The sequence below is a fragment of the Carnobacterium sp. GW821-FHT04C06 genome (assembly GCF_059420345.1).
The window spans coordinates 305196-323898 of the sequence record NZ_JBWKTN010000004.1; the positions used below are offsets into that span (position 1 = coordinate 305196).

The following is an 18703-nucleotide window of genomic DNA, read 5'->3' on the forward strand; positions in this document are numbered from 1 at the left end:
CTTTATTTTAATGAGCTCAAAAAAAGAAGGCCCCATCATTCAATAGTAGCACTTCTAGTTCGGTCATTATACAATTGGATCTTCCCCGATAATTCGAACTTCGGTCTCCAATTCAACACCAGCATTTTTTAAAATGACTTCTTGGATATGAGCAATCAATTCAATATAATCAGTAGCCGTTGCTTGGTTAATATTCACAATAAAACCTGCATGTTTTTCTGAAATTTGAGCGCCTCCCCAAATCTTACCCTGTAATCCTGCTTCTTGAATCAATTTTCCAGTAAAATAGCCTGTTGGTCGTTTAAAAACACTCCCGCAAGATGGGTATTCTAACGGTTGCTTCGATTCACGTAAAAACGTCAATTCTTCCATTCGTTTTTGAATCATTTCATGATCGCCTTTTTTCAAAGCAAAAACGGCTTCTAAAATAATACTGCCATTTGCTTGTAGCGCGCTGTGGCGATAGCTAAACTCTAATTCTTGATTCGATAATCGCTTTACTTCACCTTCAGATGTTAAAACAAGCGCGCTTTCTAGCACTTCACTAACTTCACCTTCATAAGCTCCTGCATTCATAAATACCGCTCCACCAATACTACCTGGAATGCCACATGCAAATTCCAAACCTGTTAAACTTGCTTTTAAACCAGCATAGGAGGTATCGATTAACTTAGCACCACTTTGAGCAATGACTCGATTGCCTTCCACAACAATAGCTTTCATGTCCGTCAAAATCATCACGACTCCACGAATCCCACCGTCTTTTACAATCAAATTGCTAGCATTACCAAGTACTGTTAAAGGCAAATCAAATTCCTTGATCCACGTCACAAGCTCTACCACTTCTTTTTCAGTCTTTGGGAAAATAAGTAAATCAGCTGGTCCGCCGGTTTCAGTATACGTGTAATTGGCTAAAGGTTCATTTTCTTTCATCGTCACATTGGGAAATTGTTTTTTTATTTGTTTAATAGACATGATTTACCTCTCCACTCTTAGTTTCATCCATATAATAGTACCATTTTGCTTCTGCTTTGAAAAGAATCTCTACCATTTCTTTGTAATTCTTTAGAAAAGGAAACCTTTTAGTCTAAATTAAAATATCTTATGTTTTTCTTTAAATTTATTTGTTAAACTATAGAGAAAAACAGATAAGTAGGTGGAAATAATGAAATGGATAAAAAAAATCTTTCTTTTTGGAATCCCTCTATTACTAGTAATTTTAATAATAATAGGAAGTTTAATTTTTTCAGGAACAAGAAAAATACCCGAAAAAAATATAGAAACCATGCTTATTTTAGGTGCACAAGTTCGAGGAAATCCAGCAGTACCAAGCAAAGTGCTACAAGAAAGATTAGATGCTAGTCTTCCCTATTTAAAAGAAAACCCCACTACTAAAGTTATTGTCAGCGGTGGACAAGGACCTGATGAATCAGATACCGAAGCAAACGTGATGGAGCAGTATTTAATTGCTCATGGTATTGACGAAAAACGTATTCAAAAAGAAGACCGCTCAACACGCACAGAAGAAAATATCGCTAATTCAAAAAAATGGCTCCATTCAAATCATGTTGTAATCGTAACAAGTGATTTCCACATGTACCGCGCGTTGATGTTAGCTAAGCGTGCAGGTATCAATGCTAGCGGACTGCCTGCAAAATCAACGAGCTCTGCTACCTTTAAAAGCTATTGTCGTGAATTTTTAGCATTGCCTTATGGGATTTTGAAGGATTGGTAAAAGCCTCCATGATTTCTTTTTAGAGCGAAATCATAAAGGCTTTTACAGGTTTATAACGTATGTTTAATTTCTCCATTCACAATTTTTTGACACAGTTGATGACTAGTTAACGCTGAATCCATTGACACAGCTGCTTCACCCGTTTCAACTCCTTCAATAAATTTACGAATAATTGGAGCAAATCCTCTTTTTTCCAAAGTTGTTTCCCAATCGCCAAATTCAATTATCGTTTTTTCACCATTCTGATTGCCTTCATATTCCGTTAAATTAACCACTCGATGGGTTCCACCAACAGTTGACATCACTTCAGCTGTTTCTGTATTCGCTCCCGACATGTAGTTCATAGAGGCTATGCAAATTGAATTTTCAGTAATGATTTCCATTACACAATTTTTGAGATACTCTCCTTCTGTTTTCAAATGATACGATGTTTTTAAAATCGGTTCATCTAATAAATAAACGGCTGTATCTAACACATGGATAAACATATCATAAATTCCTCGTTGCACTTTTGTTTGACTGTTCGTTTTGTTCTTTTGAATAAAGAGCATATTTTTTTCTGGTACGGCTTTTAGTTTTTGAATCATTGGCGCAAAGCGACGATTAAAACCTGTTACTAATTGCACTTTTTTTTCAGAAGCTAATTCCATCAATTCTTTTACTTCTTCAAGGTTCTCACTAATCGGTTTATCCACATACACATGAATCTTATTTTCTAGTAATTGTTTGATTATTTGACCGTGGGTTTCGGTAGCCGTATGAACAAATGCCATTGTAATACCACTTTCAATCAGCTGTTCAATGGTTGAATAAAGCTTCTCCACACGGTACTGTTTGCCAATTTGTGCTAATTTTTCTTGATTTCGTGTATAAAAATGCCAATCGACTTCATCACTCATCGTCATCATTACTGGTAAATAAGCCTTCTGAGCAATTCCACCTAATCCAATTACACCTATTTTTTTCATTTTTTTCATCCTCATTTCTAACTATACTACCGTTCTCTTTATTCTACCAAATTATTTAGTGAAACAATAATAGAATTAATTCATGTGACATTAATTTTGTTTGTTGGAGCTCCATTATTACTTTGCATTCTTTTCTCTCTTTAAGTACAATAAACTTATTACTATATAAAAGAGGTGCCAAAATGAAATTAATTTCATGGAACGTCAACGGGTTACGTGCTGTAGTCAAAAAAGGCTTTGTTGATATTTTTAATACACTTGATGCCGATTTTTTCTGCTTACAAGAAACAAAACTTCAAGAAGGACAAATTGATTTGGATTTACCAGGCTATTTCCAATATTGGAACTATGCGGTTAAAAAAGGCTATTCAGGAACTGCCATTTTCACCAAACATGAACCTTTAGAAGTTTTTTACGGCTTAGGAAAAGAAGAGCATGATCAAGAGGGCCGCGTTATCACACTGCGTTATTCTGATTATTATGTTGTAACTGTCTATACGCCTAATTCACAAAACGAACTCAAACGTTTAGATTATCGCATGACGTGGGAAGAAGACTTTTTAGCATACTTATTAACCTTAGATCAAGACAAACCCGTTATTATGTGTGGCGATTTAAATGTAGCCCACGAAAATATTGATTTAAAAAATTGGAAAACCAATCGAAAAAATGCTGGATTTTCTGATGAAGAACGTCAAAAATTCACTGATTTTTTAAACGAAGGATTTATTGACACATTCCGTTATTTTTATCCAGATCTAGAGGGCGCTTATTCTTGGTGGAGCTATCGCTTCAATGCAAGGGCAAACAACGCCGGATGGCGCATCGATTATTTCTGTGTCTCTGAAAAATTAAAAGCTCAATTAATTTCAGCAAAAATCCACAATGACTTTTTAGGCAGCGATCATTGCCCAGTTGAATTGGAAATCAACTTATAGAAATAAGATTTGAGAACCCTCTCGAATCTTATTTTTATAAACATCGTTTATTTTTAATCAATTAACCTATTCTTTATCTGTAAGATATTCCTTATTAACTAAGGAATATAGCTTGTTTCTACTGCTTTTATATGATAGTATTTCTTATGCGGTAAAAATAATACGATTGATAATTAGAAACTAATTGTTTGGATTATTTTTCGATTAACTTGATGTTTTTAGGTAAGTTTTTTATTTATCAGTACAAACCAAAATATTATTTTGAAAGGGTGTCCCATTTGTCATTTTATCAACAAGATGAGGAAAAAATATTAAAAGATCTAACTAGTTCTATTGACGGACTACAAAACAGCGAGGTTAAAAAACGTCAAGAAAAAGATGGTTTCAATGAACTAAAAACTAAAACAACCGATTCTGCTTTAAAATTATTTCTAGGTACTTTCAAGGATGCAATGGTAATTGTCTTACTAATTGTAGCAGTCATTCAAATGGCACTTGGAGATGTAATGGAGTCTTTGATTATTTTTGCAGTACTGATGGTTAATTCAATTGTAAGTGTGATTCAAACAAAGAAAGCTGAAGGTTCACTAGATGCTTTAAAACAACTGTCCGCTCCTCTTGCAAAAGTCGTACGTAATGGCGTTAAAGAAGTTATTCCTGCTAGAGAAATCGTAGTTGGTGATATTGTTCTTCTAGATGCTGGCGATTATGTACCTGCAGACGGTCGCTTGTTAGAATCCGGTTCTTTGCGTGTAGATGAAGGCATGCTGACAGGTGAATCTGTTCCCGTCGAAAAAGACACTAAAACAATTGAAGGTGAAGTGCCATTAGGCGACCGCTTTAATATGGTTTATAGTGGTTCAATGGTCGTTTATGGTCGTGGACTTTTCGTTGTAACCGGTACTGCTAATAATACCGAGATTGGTAAAGTTGCAAGTCTGCTTGATAGCGCTAGTAATAAAGCTACTCCTCTACAAGTTAAATTAGATGCTTTTAGTAAAAAATTAGGGGTTGGAATTTTAGTTTTATGTGTTTTGATTTTTGCCATCCAAGCTGTTCGTATTTATCTTGGTGAGCCAAAAGATTTAACAACTGAAATCATCCATGCCTTTATGTTTGCTGTTGCCGTAGCTGTTGCAGCAATTCCTGAAGCATTACAATCAATTGTTACAATTGTTCTTTCAGTCGGTACTAATAAAATGGCCAAAAAACATGCGATTATTCGTAAGTTACCTGCTGTTGAAACATTAGGCTCAACTAGTGTCATTTGTACAGATAAAACAGGAACCCTAACTCAAAATAAAATGACTGTCGTAGATTATTATTTACCAAATGGTCAAACAGGTGATTTCAACGCTGATCCTACTTCGTGGTCTATTTCAGAAAATCGTTTAATCGAAATTGCGGTTTTATGTAATGACTCTGGTATCAGTGAAGAAGGTCAAGAAATTGGAGACCCCACAGAGGTAGCCTTAATTGCATACAGCAATAAATTGAATTTACCTTACCAAAACTTACGTTCAAAATTCCCTCGTGAAGATGAATTGCCTTTTGATTCAGATCGTAAATTGATGTCCACTATTCATACGATTGACAACGAACGCGTTTTATTGACTAAAGGTGGACCTGACGTGGTCTTTAATCGTTGTACTAGTGTCTTATTAGACGGCGAAGTGGTGCCTTTGACAGATGAATTATTAACTCGTTTTTCAACACAAAATGAAGAATTTTCAAATCGTGCGTTGCGTGTCTTAGCTTATGCTTACAAACCGTTCAGCAAAGACAATACTTTAGATGCAGATGCCGAACACGACTTAATCTTAGTTGGGATTACGGCAATGATTGATCCTCCTCGTGAAGCCGTTTATGCAGCGATTGACGAAGCGAATAAAGCCGGTATCCACACCGTTATGATTACAGGTGACCATAAAACGACTGCTAAGGCAATTGGACGTGAAATTGGTTTAATGGCAGAGGATGATATCGCCTTAACAGGTCAAGAATTAGATGCTTTATCTGATGATGAATTGGATGCTAAATTAGAAAAAATTTCTGTCTATGCCCGTGTTTCTCCTGAAAACAAAATCAGAATTGTTCGTGCTTGGCAGAAAAAAGGCAATATCACTGCAATGACTGGTGATGGTGTAAACGACGCTCCTGCTTTAAAACAAGCAGACATCGGAATTGCAATGGGTAGTGGAACAGACGTTGCTAAGGACGCTGCAGCAATGGTGTTAACAGATGATAACTTTGTTTCAATTATCAGTGCTGTTGAAGTTGGACGAAATGTCTTTGATAACATCAAAAAAGCCATTGCCTATCTATTCGCAGGAAACTTAGGGGCAATTATTGCAATCATTGCGGCTTTAGTAATGGATTGGGTGAACCCGTTTACTGCTCTTCAACTTCTATTTATTAACTTAGTAAATGATTCCTTACCTGCAATTGCACTAGGAATGGAAAAAGCTGAGCCTGACGTAATGGACCGTAAGCCAAGAGATGTAAATGAAGGCATCTTTGCTGGTGACACCTTAAAATCTGTCCTTTATCGTGGAATCTTGATTGGGATTGCCGTGATTATTTCACAATACATTGGACTAAGTTATTCCAATGAAATGAGTATCGCAATGGCCTTTACAACCTTGATTTTAGCAAGAACGTTACAAACTTTTGCAGCACGTTCAAATACTCAAACAGCTTTTGGTGCTGGTTTCTTCAGTAACAAATATGTTTTATTAGCAGTTGGTGTTTGTTCGGTACTTTACGCCTTTACTGTCTTACCAGGTGTTCGTGAAATCTTCTCTATTCCAGCGAACTTTGGTTGGGATCAATGGCTTGTTGCTGCTGGTCTTGCACTTGGAGCTGTCATTTTAATGGAAATTACAAAAATCATTACAAATAAACTTAAATAAAAAAATCCTGTTCGTGAAATTTCACGAACAGGATTTTTTTTTAATTACTTTCCATTAGATGAGAAACATACGCTACTGTTTCAGGTTGTGTTGCTTCAATTTCATTAATTTTTTCAGCAAATTGTGGCAAATGTTCCTTATGGGCAACTAATAATTCATCCAATAATGTTTTAGCCATCGCTCCACCTGGTACTAAGGGATTCACTGTAAAGGCATGTAACGCTGCGCCATAATCGCCATCAATCGCGGCACGAATAACGGTTTCTTCCATCCCTTTCATCATTTGAATAATACCTCTTGCTGCTGGTGGGAACGCTCCCCAGTTGTAAGGCTCTGGTCCGTGACTTGTAACGGGTCCCGATACTTCAACAATACAATCATATGGTAAATCTGTAATCGTTCCATTATTAGCTGTTGAAACAACCATATCTGTACGTTTGTCATTTTGAATCGAAGCAATCAGTTCACAAGCAGCATCACTATAGTGAGTACCCCCACGTTCTTCTAATTCTTTCGGTTTATAATCTAAATTAGGATCTTTATAAAGTTCAAATAAACGAGCCTCTGTTGCTTTGACCACTTGTGCTCTTGTCTCACCCTTTTTAAATTCTTCAATTGAATGTTCTAACATTTCGTCTTCAATATAGTAATAACGATGATAGCCACATGGCAACATCCCTAAATCTTTAATTTGTTCATAATGGAATGGCACGTTGTGAATGTTTTTCAAATGACTTTCCGTTTCACTTTGCGGTCCATAAATCAGATCAATCAATTCAGCTGTCCGTTCTTTTCCTGTTTTATCCCAAACACGATGCCAATGGAAATGATTAATTCCTGCAAATTTAAAGAACAACTCATCTTCTGGTAAATTTAATTTTTCAGCAGCTTGTTTACGATGTCCAATCGGAACATTACATAAGCCAGCTGTTTTTTTCCATCCACCATGCTTGATTGCTGCTTCTGTCACCATTCCAGCTGGATTCGTAAAGTTCACCAACCATGCGTCTGGACATAATTCTTCCATATCTTTAATAATATCTAAAATCACTGGAATCGTTCTAAAGGCTTTGAACATTCCACCCGCGCCATTGGTTTCTTGACCTAAAACACCATGAGATAAAGGAATTCGTTCATCTTTGATTCGAGCATTTAATAAACCCACACGGAATTGTGTTGAAACATAATCGGCATCTTTTAAAGCTTCACGACGGTTTAATGTTAAATGAACTGTCCAAGGAAGCCCCGCTGCTTTTACCATCCGTTTAGCCATCTCACCAACAATTGCAAGCTTTTCTTTGCCTTCTTCAATATCTACAAGCCAAATTTCTTTAATGGGTAATTCATCTTTACGTTTAATATACCCTTCAATCAATTCTGGTGTATAACTTGAACCGCCACCAATAGTTACAATCTTCAATGCATCTCTTGTCATAAAAATCCTCCTATTATTAAAGCGTTTTCTTTCTTGTCTTTACTATAATCTGTGTAATGCATTACATGTCAAGGAACATTTCAAATAAAAATTTTTTAGGATTTTGCTTTACAAAAGGAACGTTTGTTCGTATAATAGTTTTAACTATTTTAACTTGTTAGGAGGAACTCATATGAAAACCTATCAAATCCACGGGAAAGTTATTTCGGATATCAAAATCATCAGTACTTCAACTGGTACGCCTTTCGCTCGTTTTACTTTGGAGCATAAAGATAAACCTTATAATTGCTTGATTGCTGGACAAAAAGCCTTTAACTTTCTATATGAAGTGAAAAATGGAAGTTTTTTGCTACTAGAAGTTCTTCCTAACGAACGAAAACAATTAGTTGTTAAACAGTATCAACTTAAACAAAAATTAACTACCTCATTTCAATATAAAGGTTTACACTATCCTCATAAGAAATTTAACCGCTAGACGTGGTTCTTTTCTTTTTCATAACTAGTATTTCCTTAGTAAAAAGTTTATACTATTAGGTATGAAAGAAACTTGTTTTGAGGTGAAAAAAATGAATTTTGTTGCACTGGATTTTGAAACAGCTAACCATGAACGACATAGTGCTTGTTCAGTAGCTTTAACAGTGGTTCGTAACAGTCAAATCGTTGATAACTATTACACACTGATTAAACCTGAGACTCCTTTTTTCTGGCGTAATGTCCAAGTTCACGGCATCCACGAACGGGATGTGGCAAATGCGCCAAACTTTGCAAAAGTATGGGATGATATGAAACCCTGTTTCAAAGAAAACAAATTGATTGTTGCTCATAATTTACCTTTTGATCAAGGAGTCTTGAATGGCTGTCTCGACTATTACGAAATTGAACGCCCTCATTTCCAAACACTATGTACCGTTCAATCAAGTCGTAGACTCTTAACGGAACTACCTAATCATAAGCTAAACACTGTCTGTGATCATTTTGGTATCAACTTAGAAAATCACCACCATGCATTAGATGACAGCAATGCTTGTGCGACTATTTTATTGCATTTAGAAAATAATTTTGGCACAGAACCTTTAAAAAAATTAGTAAAACACGTATAAAAAAACGACCAAATCTCAAAGATTTGGTCGTTTTTTTAGGCATCAATCATTTTGCTCATTAGTTGAACATCTAAATATTCCCCATCATCATAGACACCACGTTTTAATAGCCCCTCTTGCTCAAAGCCCATTTTCTCATAGAGATGAATAGCTCGTTGGTTTCGGTCTTGTACCGTTAATTCTAAGCGTCTGATGACCTTTGATTCTTCCGCCCAAATAATGAGTTCTTCCATCAGCATCGTGCCTAGCCCAAAGCCCCAAAAATCCTTAGAAATTGATATTCCAATTTCTCCTATATGTTTCATTTTAGGTTTTGCTTCCGCTTTAACGCTTGCCGTTCCGATTATTTGCTCACCTAGTATGGCTACTAACAATAAATTATTTTCAGAATTCAAAATGTTTTCAATAAAATATTTTTCATCTTCTTCAGATATCGCTAACCCTTCTGCACCATAAGAAAGAAAGCCTGTTTCTGTTGCAACACCTTCTAAAAAGCGCAACACCTCTTTTGCATCATCTGGAATCGCTTCTCTGATTACAATATCGATTTTTTCTTTTTTCATCGTGTGTCGCTCCTTTTGGTATCATTTATCTTCAAAATAATTAGCTACTATTTGTTCGTACTGTGCTCCCACTGGTTCAAAAACAAGATCTCGTTCAGAAAAATCTTCCCCCATCGGCACCAATTTAATTTTTAAAAATTCCTTTGGCAAATCTTCTGGGATAAAGGTCGCCCATTCAACAATCGACACGCCTTCTCCTTGAAAATATTCTTCCAATCCTAACTCATCTCCGCCCACTTCTTCTAAACGGTAAACGTCCATATGATAAAGTGGCAATCGACCTGATTGGTATTCTCGAATCAAGGTATAAGTTGGACTTTTAATGACTTCTTTAATACCTAAACCTTCTGCGATGCCTTTAGTAAATGTTGTTTTACCAGCACCAAGATTTCCTTCTAATAAAAGAACACTGCCTTCTTTTAAAAAATCCGCTAAGCTTTTAGCGATTTCCTTTGTTTCTTCTTCGTTTTTCGCATGTTTTGTACGCATTGGCTCCGCTCCTTTTCAAATGGAGAAACGTAACGTTCTCAATCCTTTAATAAGTAGTATAACGAAAGTCTAAAGAAATTTCTATTAACTTCTTTACCATATAAGAAGTTTCTGCTAATAAAAAAGGCCTATTAAAAAATAGACCTTTTCTCTTAAAACATCATTTTTGTAATGCGTTCCACAGCTTTCATTAAAGCGCCCGTTGCTTGATCTTGCAGATTTTCTGCTTGATCAAAGGCTGCGATATCAACCTCATGCTTCGCTACATCGATACTGTCGGTCATTGCTTGACAGCCTTCAACAAATTCTTTGTACGCTTTTAATAATTGACTATTTACACCCAATAATTTGATTGGTGCTTTTAAACCTTTTAATTTTGCTTCGATTGCAACGTATTTTTGGGTACCCTCTGCAAAGTTTTCTTTAATGGTGCTTAATTCTTCTGTTGAAATAGCTGCTAAATCTTTCTTGTCTAACGCTCCACGTAACACTTCAAAGTATTCACTTAAACGTTCGCCATTGTCTTCCGTATCTGTAATTGCTGTATTCACGGTTTGAATGTAAAAATTTGGATTTGCTTTCATTAAATTCCCTCAACATTTCTTTAGTAATTTTTTTAATCGCTAGATAACATTCATTATACCTTTTAACTGAAATGAGGTAAATAGAATTTTTTTAAGTTATCTCTAGCTACCTTTATTCATCGATTTCTCCATTTAATGAACAACTTAAACCACATTTCATTTTTGAATATTTATTTTACTTATAAATTACAAATGCGACGATTTTTATCACTATTGTGCTATTTAACTATTATATAAATTCTATAAATGATAATATAAAATAGCTTTATGATAATTAAATTTATATTAAAAGGAGAAGGTATGATGAAAAAAAGTATTTCAGTACTGTGTTTATCTATGATTATTTTAGGAAGTTCAACAATGATTGGTCAAAGTGTCGATGCTTCAGAATTACAAGAAAATCAACAAGCAACTGTAAAAAATAATATCACAGAATTAAAGGTTGATTCTTATGGTGGGGAATGGGAACATGATTATTTAGATCCAAACCCTGTCAAAGCTTGGAAAAATACGGATACAAATCAAGTGGAGATACATGGTAATAGTTTATATAGTGTAGCAGGTATCGTTTTTGAAAGCCATTTAGATGTAGTTGGAAAACAAACAGGAAAATCATATTACAGCAAATCAGCAGGTATTTTGGAACAGATTCCTAGCGTAGATATTATTTTAGACAACAAAGATATTATTGATGATGAATTGGAAGTTAGCCTCTATGCAGATTGGCAAGGTAACGGACCAATAGAAAGAAGTTATGCGTCTGCTACAATACACATGCAATAAAAAAACTTCTTAGAACTAAAGAGCATTCCTAAAAAATTAATATTTTAGGTTTTTTTAAAATTTTGATATCCTTAACTATTTTAATTGAGCTCGGTCAATGATGTGGAATTTGCATCATTTGATTAGCTCTTTTTTCTCGTTCTATCCTTTCTTATTGATCATAAAAAAAACGTTTAATACTAACCTCATACATAAAGAATTCAGCTAGTGCATAGAAAATAAAATAAAAAAATAGAGCGAAAGATTCGCTCTATAGAAATTCTACAATTTTAAGTTTAGTGCATCTAATTAGCACTATGCTAATACGCTCTTTTAGTTCATCAAGCTTTGTGCAGCTGTAATGATTGATAATTTGTATACATCTTCTTCGTTACATCCACGAGACAGATCTGAAACTGGTTTGTTTAAACCTTGCAAGATTGGACCAATGGCTTCGAAGTTTCCAAAACGTTGTGCAATTTTGTAGCCAATGTTTCCTGATTGTAATTCTGGGAAAACAAAGACAGTTGCTTGACCTGCTACTTTTGAATCAGGTGCTTTTTGTTGTCCTACAGAAGCGATATAAGCTGCATCAAATTGTAATTCTCCATCAATTAAAACATCTGGAGCCAATTCTTGAGCAATTTTTGTTGCTTCTTCTACTTTTTTAGCTTCAGGAGCATTTGCTGATCCTTTTGTTGAGAAGCTTAGCATTGCTACCTTTGGATCGATATCGAATAAAGCTGCTGTTTTTGCACTTTCAACAGCGATTTCAGCTAATTCTTGAGCATTTGGGTTCACATTGATTGCGCAATCTGAGAATAAATATTTTTCGTTATCGCGGCCACGTAACATGATGAATGCACCACTTGTACGTGAAACGCCTGGTTTTGTTTTAATAATTTGCAATGCTGGACGAACCGTATCTCCTGTTGAATGAACCGCACCACTTACTAAACCATCTGTTAAGCCCATGTAAGTCAACATTGTTCCAAAGTAATTTTCGTCTTTTAATAATTCTCTAGCTTGTTCTTCTGATACTTTTCCTTTACGACGTTCAACTAATGATGCTACCATAGCGTCAATTTCTGCATAATTTGCAGGGTCGATGATTTCGATATTGTCAACGTTAAAGCCACGTTTTTTAGCCGCTTCAGAAACTGCTTCAACACTCCCAATCAACACAGGAGAAACCAATTCTTCAGATGCTAAACGAACAGCAGCACCAATAATACGAGGCTCAGTTCCTTCAGGAAATACCACACGAATTTTTTTTCTTACAATTTTAAACTTTAGACTATCAAATAACTCCACAATACTTACCTCCAGCAAATTATCATATTTTCTTCTATTCTACCATATCTTATTCAAAAAAAAAATAACAGTTTTTTCAGCTGTTTTCTATAAGAAATCCCTAAAGAACAAATATTCTTAAATTAAAACTAATACAGTTTCTATATAGTATCACCCAAAAAGTGTTACACAGTTTCTGGTAGCTGCCAATTGATTGGGGTTTCGCCAAATTTTATTAATGCTTCGTTCGTTTTTGAGAAAGGTTTTGAACCAAAAAATCCTCTGTAAGCCGATAATGGACTTGGATGTGGCGCTGTTATGACTGCGTGCCTTGTTGTATCGATTAATTTCAGTTTAGAAATAGATGGTTTTCCCCATAAAATAAACACAATCGGCGTTGCTCGTTCATTTAATTTTTTAATCACAGCATCTGTCAATGTTTCCCATCCTTGACCACGATGAGAATTTGCTTGTCCATTTCGAACTGTTAGAACTGTATTTAATAACAAGACGCCTTGCTCAGCCCATGCTTTTAAATACCCGTGATTCACAGGAGGAATCCCTAGATCCGATTGCAACTCTTTGTATATATTTACCAAAGAAGGGGGCGTTTTGATTGTTGGTTGAACTGAAAAGCTTAATCCATGAGCTTGGTTAGGTCCATGATAAGGATCTTGTCCTAAAATCACTACTTTGACTTTATCATAAGGCGTCCATTCAAAAGCCTCCCAAATGTGGTTCATCTCTGGAAAAATAACTTGTTCCTGATATTCTTTTTTTAAAAATTGTCGCAATTTTTCATAATAAGGCGCTTCAAATTCATCTTTTAACACCTCTTGCCACTCATTGTGAATAAGTTGTTTCATTCTGTTATCCTCCTTTAATTAGGCTACTTCCTAAATTTTACTAAAAAAACGCTATCGTATCAACTGTTATTTAATTTTATTATCAAACGCCACCCTCCTTTTTATAACGTAAAAAAAAATCTTTATCAAACTTTTTAAGTTTCTTTTCAGTCATTTAATGGTAAACTTAAAATGAATCTAACATATTGGGGGATACATCATGATAGAACTTATTGCATCAGATATGGACGGAACTTTGTTAAATGAAAAAATGGTTATTTCAAAAACCAACGCTGAAGCGATTGCTGAAGCAGAACGTCGTGGCATTCGTTTTATGGTCTCAACTGGGCGTGGCTATACTGAAGCTCATCCTTTACTGGCTGAAGTAGGAATTAGTTGTCCGATGATTACACTTAACGGCGCGCAAGTTTACGATGAATTTGGTCAAATTATTGACAATATCGGAATTGATAAAGCAACAGTCCATGCTATTTTAAAAACATTAAAAGAACACAATATCTATGCCGAAATGGTCACTTCAAAAGGAATCTATTCAGAAAGTAAAGTTAAACGGATTGAATCTGTGGCTTCTTTACTAGTCAATTTAAATCCTGATACCACTTATAAAATGGGCGTTGTTCTCGCTGCTGCTCGTTTAGAATTAATGAATATTAACTATGTTGATGATTATCAAGAACTTGTAAATGATGAGTCAATTGAAGTTTTAAAATTAATCGCCTTTAGCGATGATGGTCAACGTACCTTGCAACCAATCAAAGAGCAACTTGAAAGCTTAGGAACATTAGCGATTACATCTTCATTTATCAACAATATCGAAATCAATCATAAAAACGCTCAAAAAGGCATTGCTTTAAAACGAACCGCTAAAAAATTAGGGATTCCATTAGAAAACGTGATGGCAATTGGCGATAATTTTAACGATGTCTCCATGCTAGATGTTGCGGGTGTTAGCTTTGCGATGGAAAATGCGGAAGAAGACGTTAAAAAACATGCGAAACACCTGACTTCTAATAACAATGAAAATGGTGTCGCTGAAGCCATTATGCGCAGTATCAATGAAAACTTATAATTTTCTATTGACAATGACACAGATTTAACGTAAAAATAAAATAACAAATTATGCTACACCCGATATATAAGGAGGAAATTCCCAAATGACAGTTATCCCAAAAACATTAACAATTGCCGGTAGTGATTCAAGTGGTGGCGCTGGTATCCAAGCCGATTTAAAAACATTTGAAGAATATAGCACCTATGGTTTGTCTGCTCTAACAACCATTGTTACCATGGATCCTGACAACGATTGGCATCACAATGTCTTTCCAATTGACGTTGCTATCGTGAAGGAACAGCTAAAAACAAATTTAGCAGGTGGAAAAATCGATGCAATGAAAACAGGAATGCTTGGAACGGTTCCTATTATTGACTTAGTTGCTGAAACGATTAAAACGCATCAGTTAGAAAATATCGTGATTGATCCAGTAATGGTTTGTAAAGGTGAGGATGAGGTCTTAAATCCAGATAGTGCCGATGCATTAAGAGATCAATTGATTCCCTTAGCAACTATCACTACACCTAATTTATTTGAAGCGGGTGTTTTATCTGGTTTAGGTAAATTAACCAATCTAGAGGACATGAAAAAAGCTGCTGAAAAAATCCATGCACGGGGTGCGAAAAACGTGGTGATTAAAGGCGGAAAAGCCTTAGCTGGTGATAAAGCCATCGACCTTTTTTATGACGGTTCTGAATTTACTGTGTTAGAAACAGAAAAAATCACCCCGGCCCATAACCATGGAGCGGGTTGTACGTTTGCAGCTGCAATTACTGCTGGACTAGCAAACGGTCTTTCTGTTAAAGACGCTGTTTTAAAAGCAAAAGACTTTGTTTCAGAAGCAATCCGTAGTGGCTTTGATTTCAACGAGTATGTTGGCCCTGTTTTCCATGGTGGCTATCGTTTAACAAAACAAGATAAAATTTAAGTTCTCATAAAAAAAAGCAGAAATGAAAATTAATAAATTTCATTTCTGCTTTTTCCTATTTCAACAAGTTCTTTTACACTATCTAGAGAAATATCTACCATATTTTCAACTGCTTTTTCTGTATAAAAAGCAATATGTGGCGTTAACAGTACGTCACTACGATCTAATAATTCTTGTAATCTTGTGTCTTCTATTGTTTTGCCACGCCAATCATGAGAAAAATAAGCTGTTTCATTTTCATAGGTATCCAAAGCAGCTCCTGCCACTTTCCCACTATTTAAACCTGACAATAAAGCATCCGTATCAACTAAGCTGCCTCGTGCAGTATTAACAAGATAAACACCCTGTTTCATTTGATTGATTGCGGCTTCGTTAATCATGTGAAAATTACTTTCTAGAGCTGGTGCATGTAAGGTGATTAAATCAGATTGTTGGAAAAGCTCTGCTATTTCTTCTACATAAGTAACGCGATCCTTTAAATCAGGATTTTGATAAACGTCATACGCTAAAATTTTGCTTCCAAATCCTTGATAAATATCAATTGCACTCTGGCCAATTCGACCAGTGCCAATCACGCCAACTGTCATATGCTTCAATTCCTTTGAAATTAAACCACTCCAACGAAAATCTTGCTCTTCCATACGTTGATTAAATGCAGGGACACGACGAATTAATTGCAATGCTTGGCTAACTGAAAATTCCGCAATTGCACTCGGTGAGTATCCTGGTACATTGGTCACTTTCACGTTATTTTTTTTAGCAGCTTCGATGTCTACACTGTCATAGCCAACCGAACGAATTGCAAAACTGTGAATACCTAATTGAGCTATTGATTGGAACATTTCTGCTTCATAAGCGCTCGTTTGTAACGCACAAATACCATCATAGTCTTTAGCTAGAAAAGCTGTTTCTGCAGTAATCCTTGCATCCGTCATTGCTACTTCGATTTTATTGCGTTTTGCCCATTTTTCGATATATTTCCTTTCATCTTCTCGAACATTATACGCAATTAACTTCATCTTCTCTTCCTCATTTCGTGAAATTTTCTTTTTTTACTTTAGCACATTCTCCCTCATTTGAATACTAACACATTACGATATTTAGGTTATTTTAATATTTTTTTACACCTAAAATTGAAAAAATCTTATGCTTTTCGTAACTGATTTAATCTTGGTTTTGTGCTATTCTATCCATAGAGGTGGATAATTATGATTCATTTATATATGAAACAACAATTTGTATCCATGCAAGAGCGTATTATCATTAAAGACGAGTCTGGAAAAGATTGCTATCTACTCATTGGAAAATGGGGAAATGTTGGCGATGGTCTTTATCTATATAAAATTGACGGTACATTAGTTGCTGAAGCAAAGCAAACCCTACTGTCAATTTTGCCTAAATTCGATTTGTATCTTGCAGATCAAAAAGTAGGAAGCTTATCTAAACATTACGGCTTAAAAATGCCTTTTTTTAAAGTAAGCAAGCTTCACTGGCTGGTGACTGGGGATTTTTACAATCATCATTACCAAATAAAAAAAGGACACCAGTTAATTATGACGATGGAAAAAAGTTATTTGCCTACTGGAGACTTTTACGCCCTATCCATTGAAGATCCTAAAGATGCTCCGATTTGCTTATGTATCGCAGTAATACTAGATCATTTATTGCTCAATCGACTTCCTCAAAAGGTTCGAAATCGCCGTATTTCTTTTCAACCGTATTAAGACTCTTTTTTCTAAACTTACTAAAAAACGTTAAACCACTTTGTGATTTAACGTTTTTGTTATTTTTTAGTTATTTCTTTTTGCATATGGTTGTACAAGTGTCCACTGATCGTCACTTCACCGTTCTTTTTGAAGCCCATTCGCTCATACAATTTTTGTGCTTGCGGGTTTTGTTGATCGCAATTTAAACCAATTACTTTTTGACCGTCTTCTAAAGCAAAATCTGGAAGAGCTGCTAACAACTCTGTTCCAACTCCTTGCCCACGGAAAGATTCTTTTGTAACAATTGAATCAAGGTACCATTCATTTGGAAATGTTTCTGGTTCTGTAAATAGTTGAATCGATGTATCAAACCCTTTTTCTTGAATAATTTCTGTTAATGGTGCATCAATTAGCGGTTCAATTGCTCCTGGATAACCAAAAACAATCCCAGCTATCTCACCGTTCTTTTCCCACACATGGCCATGATTGTAGCTATAACGATAATCTTCCGTTTGAATACCGGCAATCAATAATTCAATCACCTGTTCTCTTGATAAAGTTTTAAAAACATCTAATTCCATATCTTCTAGAATCACCATAATCATCGGAGCAATCGATGCTGCATCTGCTTTTGTTGCTTTTCTAATCATTGTTATTCCTCTTTTCCTTTAGGTAGTTATTCGTAACGCTCGTTTAATAAATTCTGCAGTTGCTTGTTGTTGTTCTTCAATCAATTGTTGACTTGGTTTAGTATCATATAAATAAAGTTGTTCTGCTGCTGATTCTGTTAATCCAATAATTAATCTAGCCATTTGTTTAGGATTTAACGTGACATCCATTTCTTTTTTTTGAATGGCTTCTTCTAAAATAGCAGCAACAAATTCATAATAAGGTTCATAGATGGTTTCCCATTCTGTTAAATAATCACTTGAAGCTAAACCCGCATACGTCAGAGCTATCACTTCAGAGTATCGATTCGTCAAAGTAAAACTAACCTCAACCAGTTGGTTGAGTTGTTCTGTAAAAGCTGCTCGTGAATTGACTTCTTTTTTGGCTACCGCTAAAATTTCTTTCACTACTTCTTCTGCAATTGCCGGCATAATCGCTAATTTTGAAGGGAAGTATAAATAAAAAGTTCCTTGTGCAACGCCTGCATGCTTAACAATGTCAGAGATTTTTGTTTGTTCTAACCCTTTTTCCGTAAAAATCGCAATCGCTGCTTCGATTAATTTTTGTTTTTTATCTTTCATAAAGTCCTCCTATCAAAAATGACTGACTTTCATTCATTTTATTTTAAATAATCAAAATTGTCAACTATAGTATAAGTTCTGACGCTTTCATTCCATTCATTAAAGTATCTTAAATGCTTCACT

Annotated in this window: 20 protein-coding genes; 9 read left to right on the forward strand and 11 right to left on the reverse strand. The window is 35.3% G+C overall.

The annotated features are described in order from the left end of the window. Positions 1 to 66: 66 nt before the first annotated feature. Positions 67 to 975: a UDP-N-acetylmuramate dehydrogenase gene (murB, locus tag AC07SW_RS08885; protein ID WP_034568233.1), complete on the reverse strand. Its 909-nt coding sequence runs from the start codon at positions 973 to 975 to the stop codon at positions 67 to 69. A gap of 190 nt (positions 976 to 1165) precedes the next feature. Here murB and AC07SW_RS08890 point away from each other — a divergent pair, with 190 nt between their 5' ends. Continuing rightward, positions 1166 to 1735 carry a YdcF family protein gene (locus AC07SW_RS08890; RefSeq protein ID WP_034568232.1) on the forward strand — a complete coding sequence of 190 codons (570 nt, stop codon included), beginning with the start codon at positions 1166 to 1168 and terminating at the stop codon, positions 1733 to 1735. 50 nt (positions 1736 to 1785) lie between these two features. Here AC07SW_RS08890 and AC07SW_RS08895 read toward each other — a convergent pair whose 3' ends face one another. Then, positions 1786 to 2703: a Gfo/Idh/MocA family protein gene (locus AC07SW_RS08895; RefSeq protein WP_463684827.1), complete on the reverse strand. Its 918-nt coding sequence runs from the start codon at positions 2701 to 2703 to the stop codon at positions 1786 to 1788. A gap of 182 nt (positions 2704 to 2885) precedes the next feature. Between AC07SW_RS08895 and AC07SW_RS08900 the strand changes: the two genes are divergently transcribed. After that, complete coding sequence (locus AC07SW_RS08900) at positions 2886 to 3641, forward strand: exodeoxyribonuclease III (protein WP_135023091.1); 756 nt, start codon at positions 2886 to 2888, stop codon at positions 3639 to 3641. Between the two features lie 278 nt (positions 3642 to 3919). Then, the gene (locus AC07SW_RS08905) at positions 3920 to 6553 is read left to right on the forward strand and encodes a cation-translocating P-type ATPase (protein WP_074401533.1); all 2634 of its coding nucleotides are present in this window, start codon (positions 3920 to 3922) and stop codon (positions 6551 to 6553) included. Positions 6554 to 6593: 40 nt separating this feature from the next. On the opposite strand, the gene AC07SW_RS08910 is transcribed toward AC07SW_RS08905, so the two are convergent. After that, positions 6594 to 7988 carry a 6-phospho-beta-glucosidase gene (locus AC07SW_RS08910; RefSeq protein ID WP_135023093.1) on the reverse strand — a complete coding sequence of 465 codons (1395 nt, stop codon included), beginning with the start codon at positions 7986 to 7988 and terminating at the stop codon, positions 6594 to 6596. A gap of 172 nt (positions 7989 to 8160) precedes the next feature. On the opposite strand from AC07SW_RS08910, the gene AC07SW_RS08915 reads away from it, so the two are divergent. Next, a complete protein-coding gene (locus tag AC07SW_RS08915) occupies positions 8161 to 8463 on the forward strand; it encodes a hypothetical protein (RefSeq protein ID WP_034568227.1) in 303 nt (100 codons plus the stop codon). Between the two features lie 91 nt (positions 8464 to 8554). Further along, positions 8555 to 9088: a 3'-5' exonuclease gene (locus AC07SW_RS08920; RefSeq protein WP_082985697.1), complete on the forward strand. Its 534-nt coding sequence runs from the start codon at positions 8555 to 8557 to the stop codon at positions 9086 to 9088. Between the two features lie 35 nt (positions 9089 to 9123). Here the strand turns inward: AC07SW_RS08920 and AC07SW_RS08925 are convergent, their stop codons facing one another. The 3 genes from AC07SW_RS08925 to AC07SW_RS08935 form a co-directional block, all read right to left on the reverse strand. Further along, a complete protein-coding gene (locus tag AC07SW_RS08925) occupies positions 9124 to 9651 on the reverse strand; it encodes a GNAT family N-acetyltransferase (RefSeq protein WP_034568225.1) in 528 nt (175 codons plus the stop codon). 21 nt (positions 9652 to 9672) lie between these two features. Beyond that, positions 9673 to 10140: a tRNA (adenosine(37)-N6)-threonylcarbamoyltransferase complex ATPase subunit type 1 TsaE gene (gene tsaE, locus AC07SW_RS08930; protein ID WP_119908579.1), complete on the reverse strand. Its 468-nt coding sequence runs from the start codon at positions 10138 to 10140 to the stop codon at positions 9673 to 9675. Between the two features lie 152 nt (positions 10141 to 10292). Next, positions 10293 to 10724, reverse strand: a complete 432-nt coding sequence (locus AC07SW_RS08935; RefSeq protein WP_119908580.1) for a hypothetical protein — start codon at positions 10722 to 10724, stop codon at positions 10293 to 10295. Between the two features lie 303 nt (positions 10725 to 11027). On the opposite strand from AC07SW_RS08935, the gene AC07SW_RS08940 reads away from it, so the two are divergent. Beyond that, positions 11028 to 11507, forward strand: coding sequence for a hypothetical protein (locus AC07SW_RS08940; RefSeq protein ID WP_119908581.1), 480 nt, complete (start codon positions 11028 to 11030; stop codon positions 11505 to 11507). A 312-nt stretch (positions 11508 to 11819) separates the two neighbouring features. Here the strand turns inward: AC07SW_RS08940 and pta are convergent, their stop codons facing one another. Then, the gene (gene pta / locus AC07SW_RS08945) at positions 11820 to 12800 is read right to left on the reverse strand and encodes a phosphate acetyltransferase (RefSeq protein WP_034568221.1); all 981 of its coding nucleotides are present in this window, start codon (positions 12798 to 12800) and stop codon (positions 11820 to 11822) included. Between the two features lie 164 nt (positions 12801 to 12964). Continuing rightward, a complete protein-coding gene (locus AC07SW_RS08950; RefSeq protein ID WP_119908582.1) occupies positions 12965 to 13645 on the reverse strand; it encodes a uracil-DNA glycosylase in 681 nt (226 codons plus the stop codon). 199 nt (positions 13646 to 13844) lie between these two features. Here AC07SW_RS08950 and AC07SW_RS08955 point away from each other — a divergent pair, with 199 nt between their 5' ends. Further along, the gene (locus tag AC07SW_RS08955) at positions 13845 to 14714 is read left to right on the forward strand and encodes a Cof-type HAD-IIB family hydrolase (RefSeq protein ID WP_034568219.1); all 870 of its coding nucleotides are present in this window, start codon (positions 13845 to 13847) and stop codon (positions 14712 to 14714) included. An 85-nt stretch (positions 14715 to 14799) separates the two neighbouring features. Then, on the forward strand, positions 14800 to 15624 hold the full coding sequence (gene pdxK, locus AC07SW_RS08960) for a pyridoxine/pyridoxal/pyridoxamine kinase (protein WP_034568218.1): 825 nt from the start codon (positions 14800 to 14802) through the stop codon (positions 15622 to 15624). Between the two features lie 29 nt (positions 15625 to 15653). On the opposite strand, the gene AC07SW_RS08965 is transcribed toward pdxK, so the two are convergent. Further along, a complete protein-coding gene (locus tag AC07SW_RS08965; protein ID WP_487528551.1) occupies positions 15654 to 16643 on the reverse strand; it encodes a D-2-hydroxyacid dehydrogenase in 990 nt (329 codons plus the stop codon). A gap of 189 nt (positions 16644 to 16832) precedes the next feature. Between AC07SW_RS08965 and AC07SW_RS08970 the strand changes: the two genes are divergently transcribed. Then, complete coding sequence (locus tag AC07SW_RS08970; protein WP_034568216.1) at positions 16833 to 17348, forward strand: LURP-one-related/scramblase family protein; 516 nt, start codon at positions 16833 to 16835, stop codon at positions 17346 to 17348. A 59-nt stretch (positions 17349 to 17407) separates the two neighbouring features. On the opposite strand, the gene AC07SW_RS08975 is transcribed toward AC07SW_RS08970, so the two are convergent. Then, entirely contained in the window at positions 17408 to 17980 is a 573-nt protein-coding gene (locus AC07SW_RS08975; protein ID WP_135023094.1) for a GNAT family N-acetyltransferase, read from the reverse strand. Between the two features lie 18 nt (positions 17981 to 17998). Further along, positions 17999 to 18580, reverse strand: coding sequence for a TetR/AcrR family transcriptional regulator (locus AC07SW_RS08980; protein WP_135018252.1), 582 nt, complete (start codon positions 18578 to 18580; stop codon positions 17999 to 18001). Between the last annotated feature and the right edge of the window lie 123 nt (positions 18581 to 18703).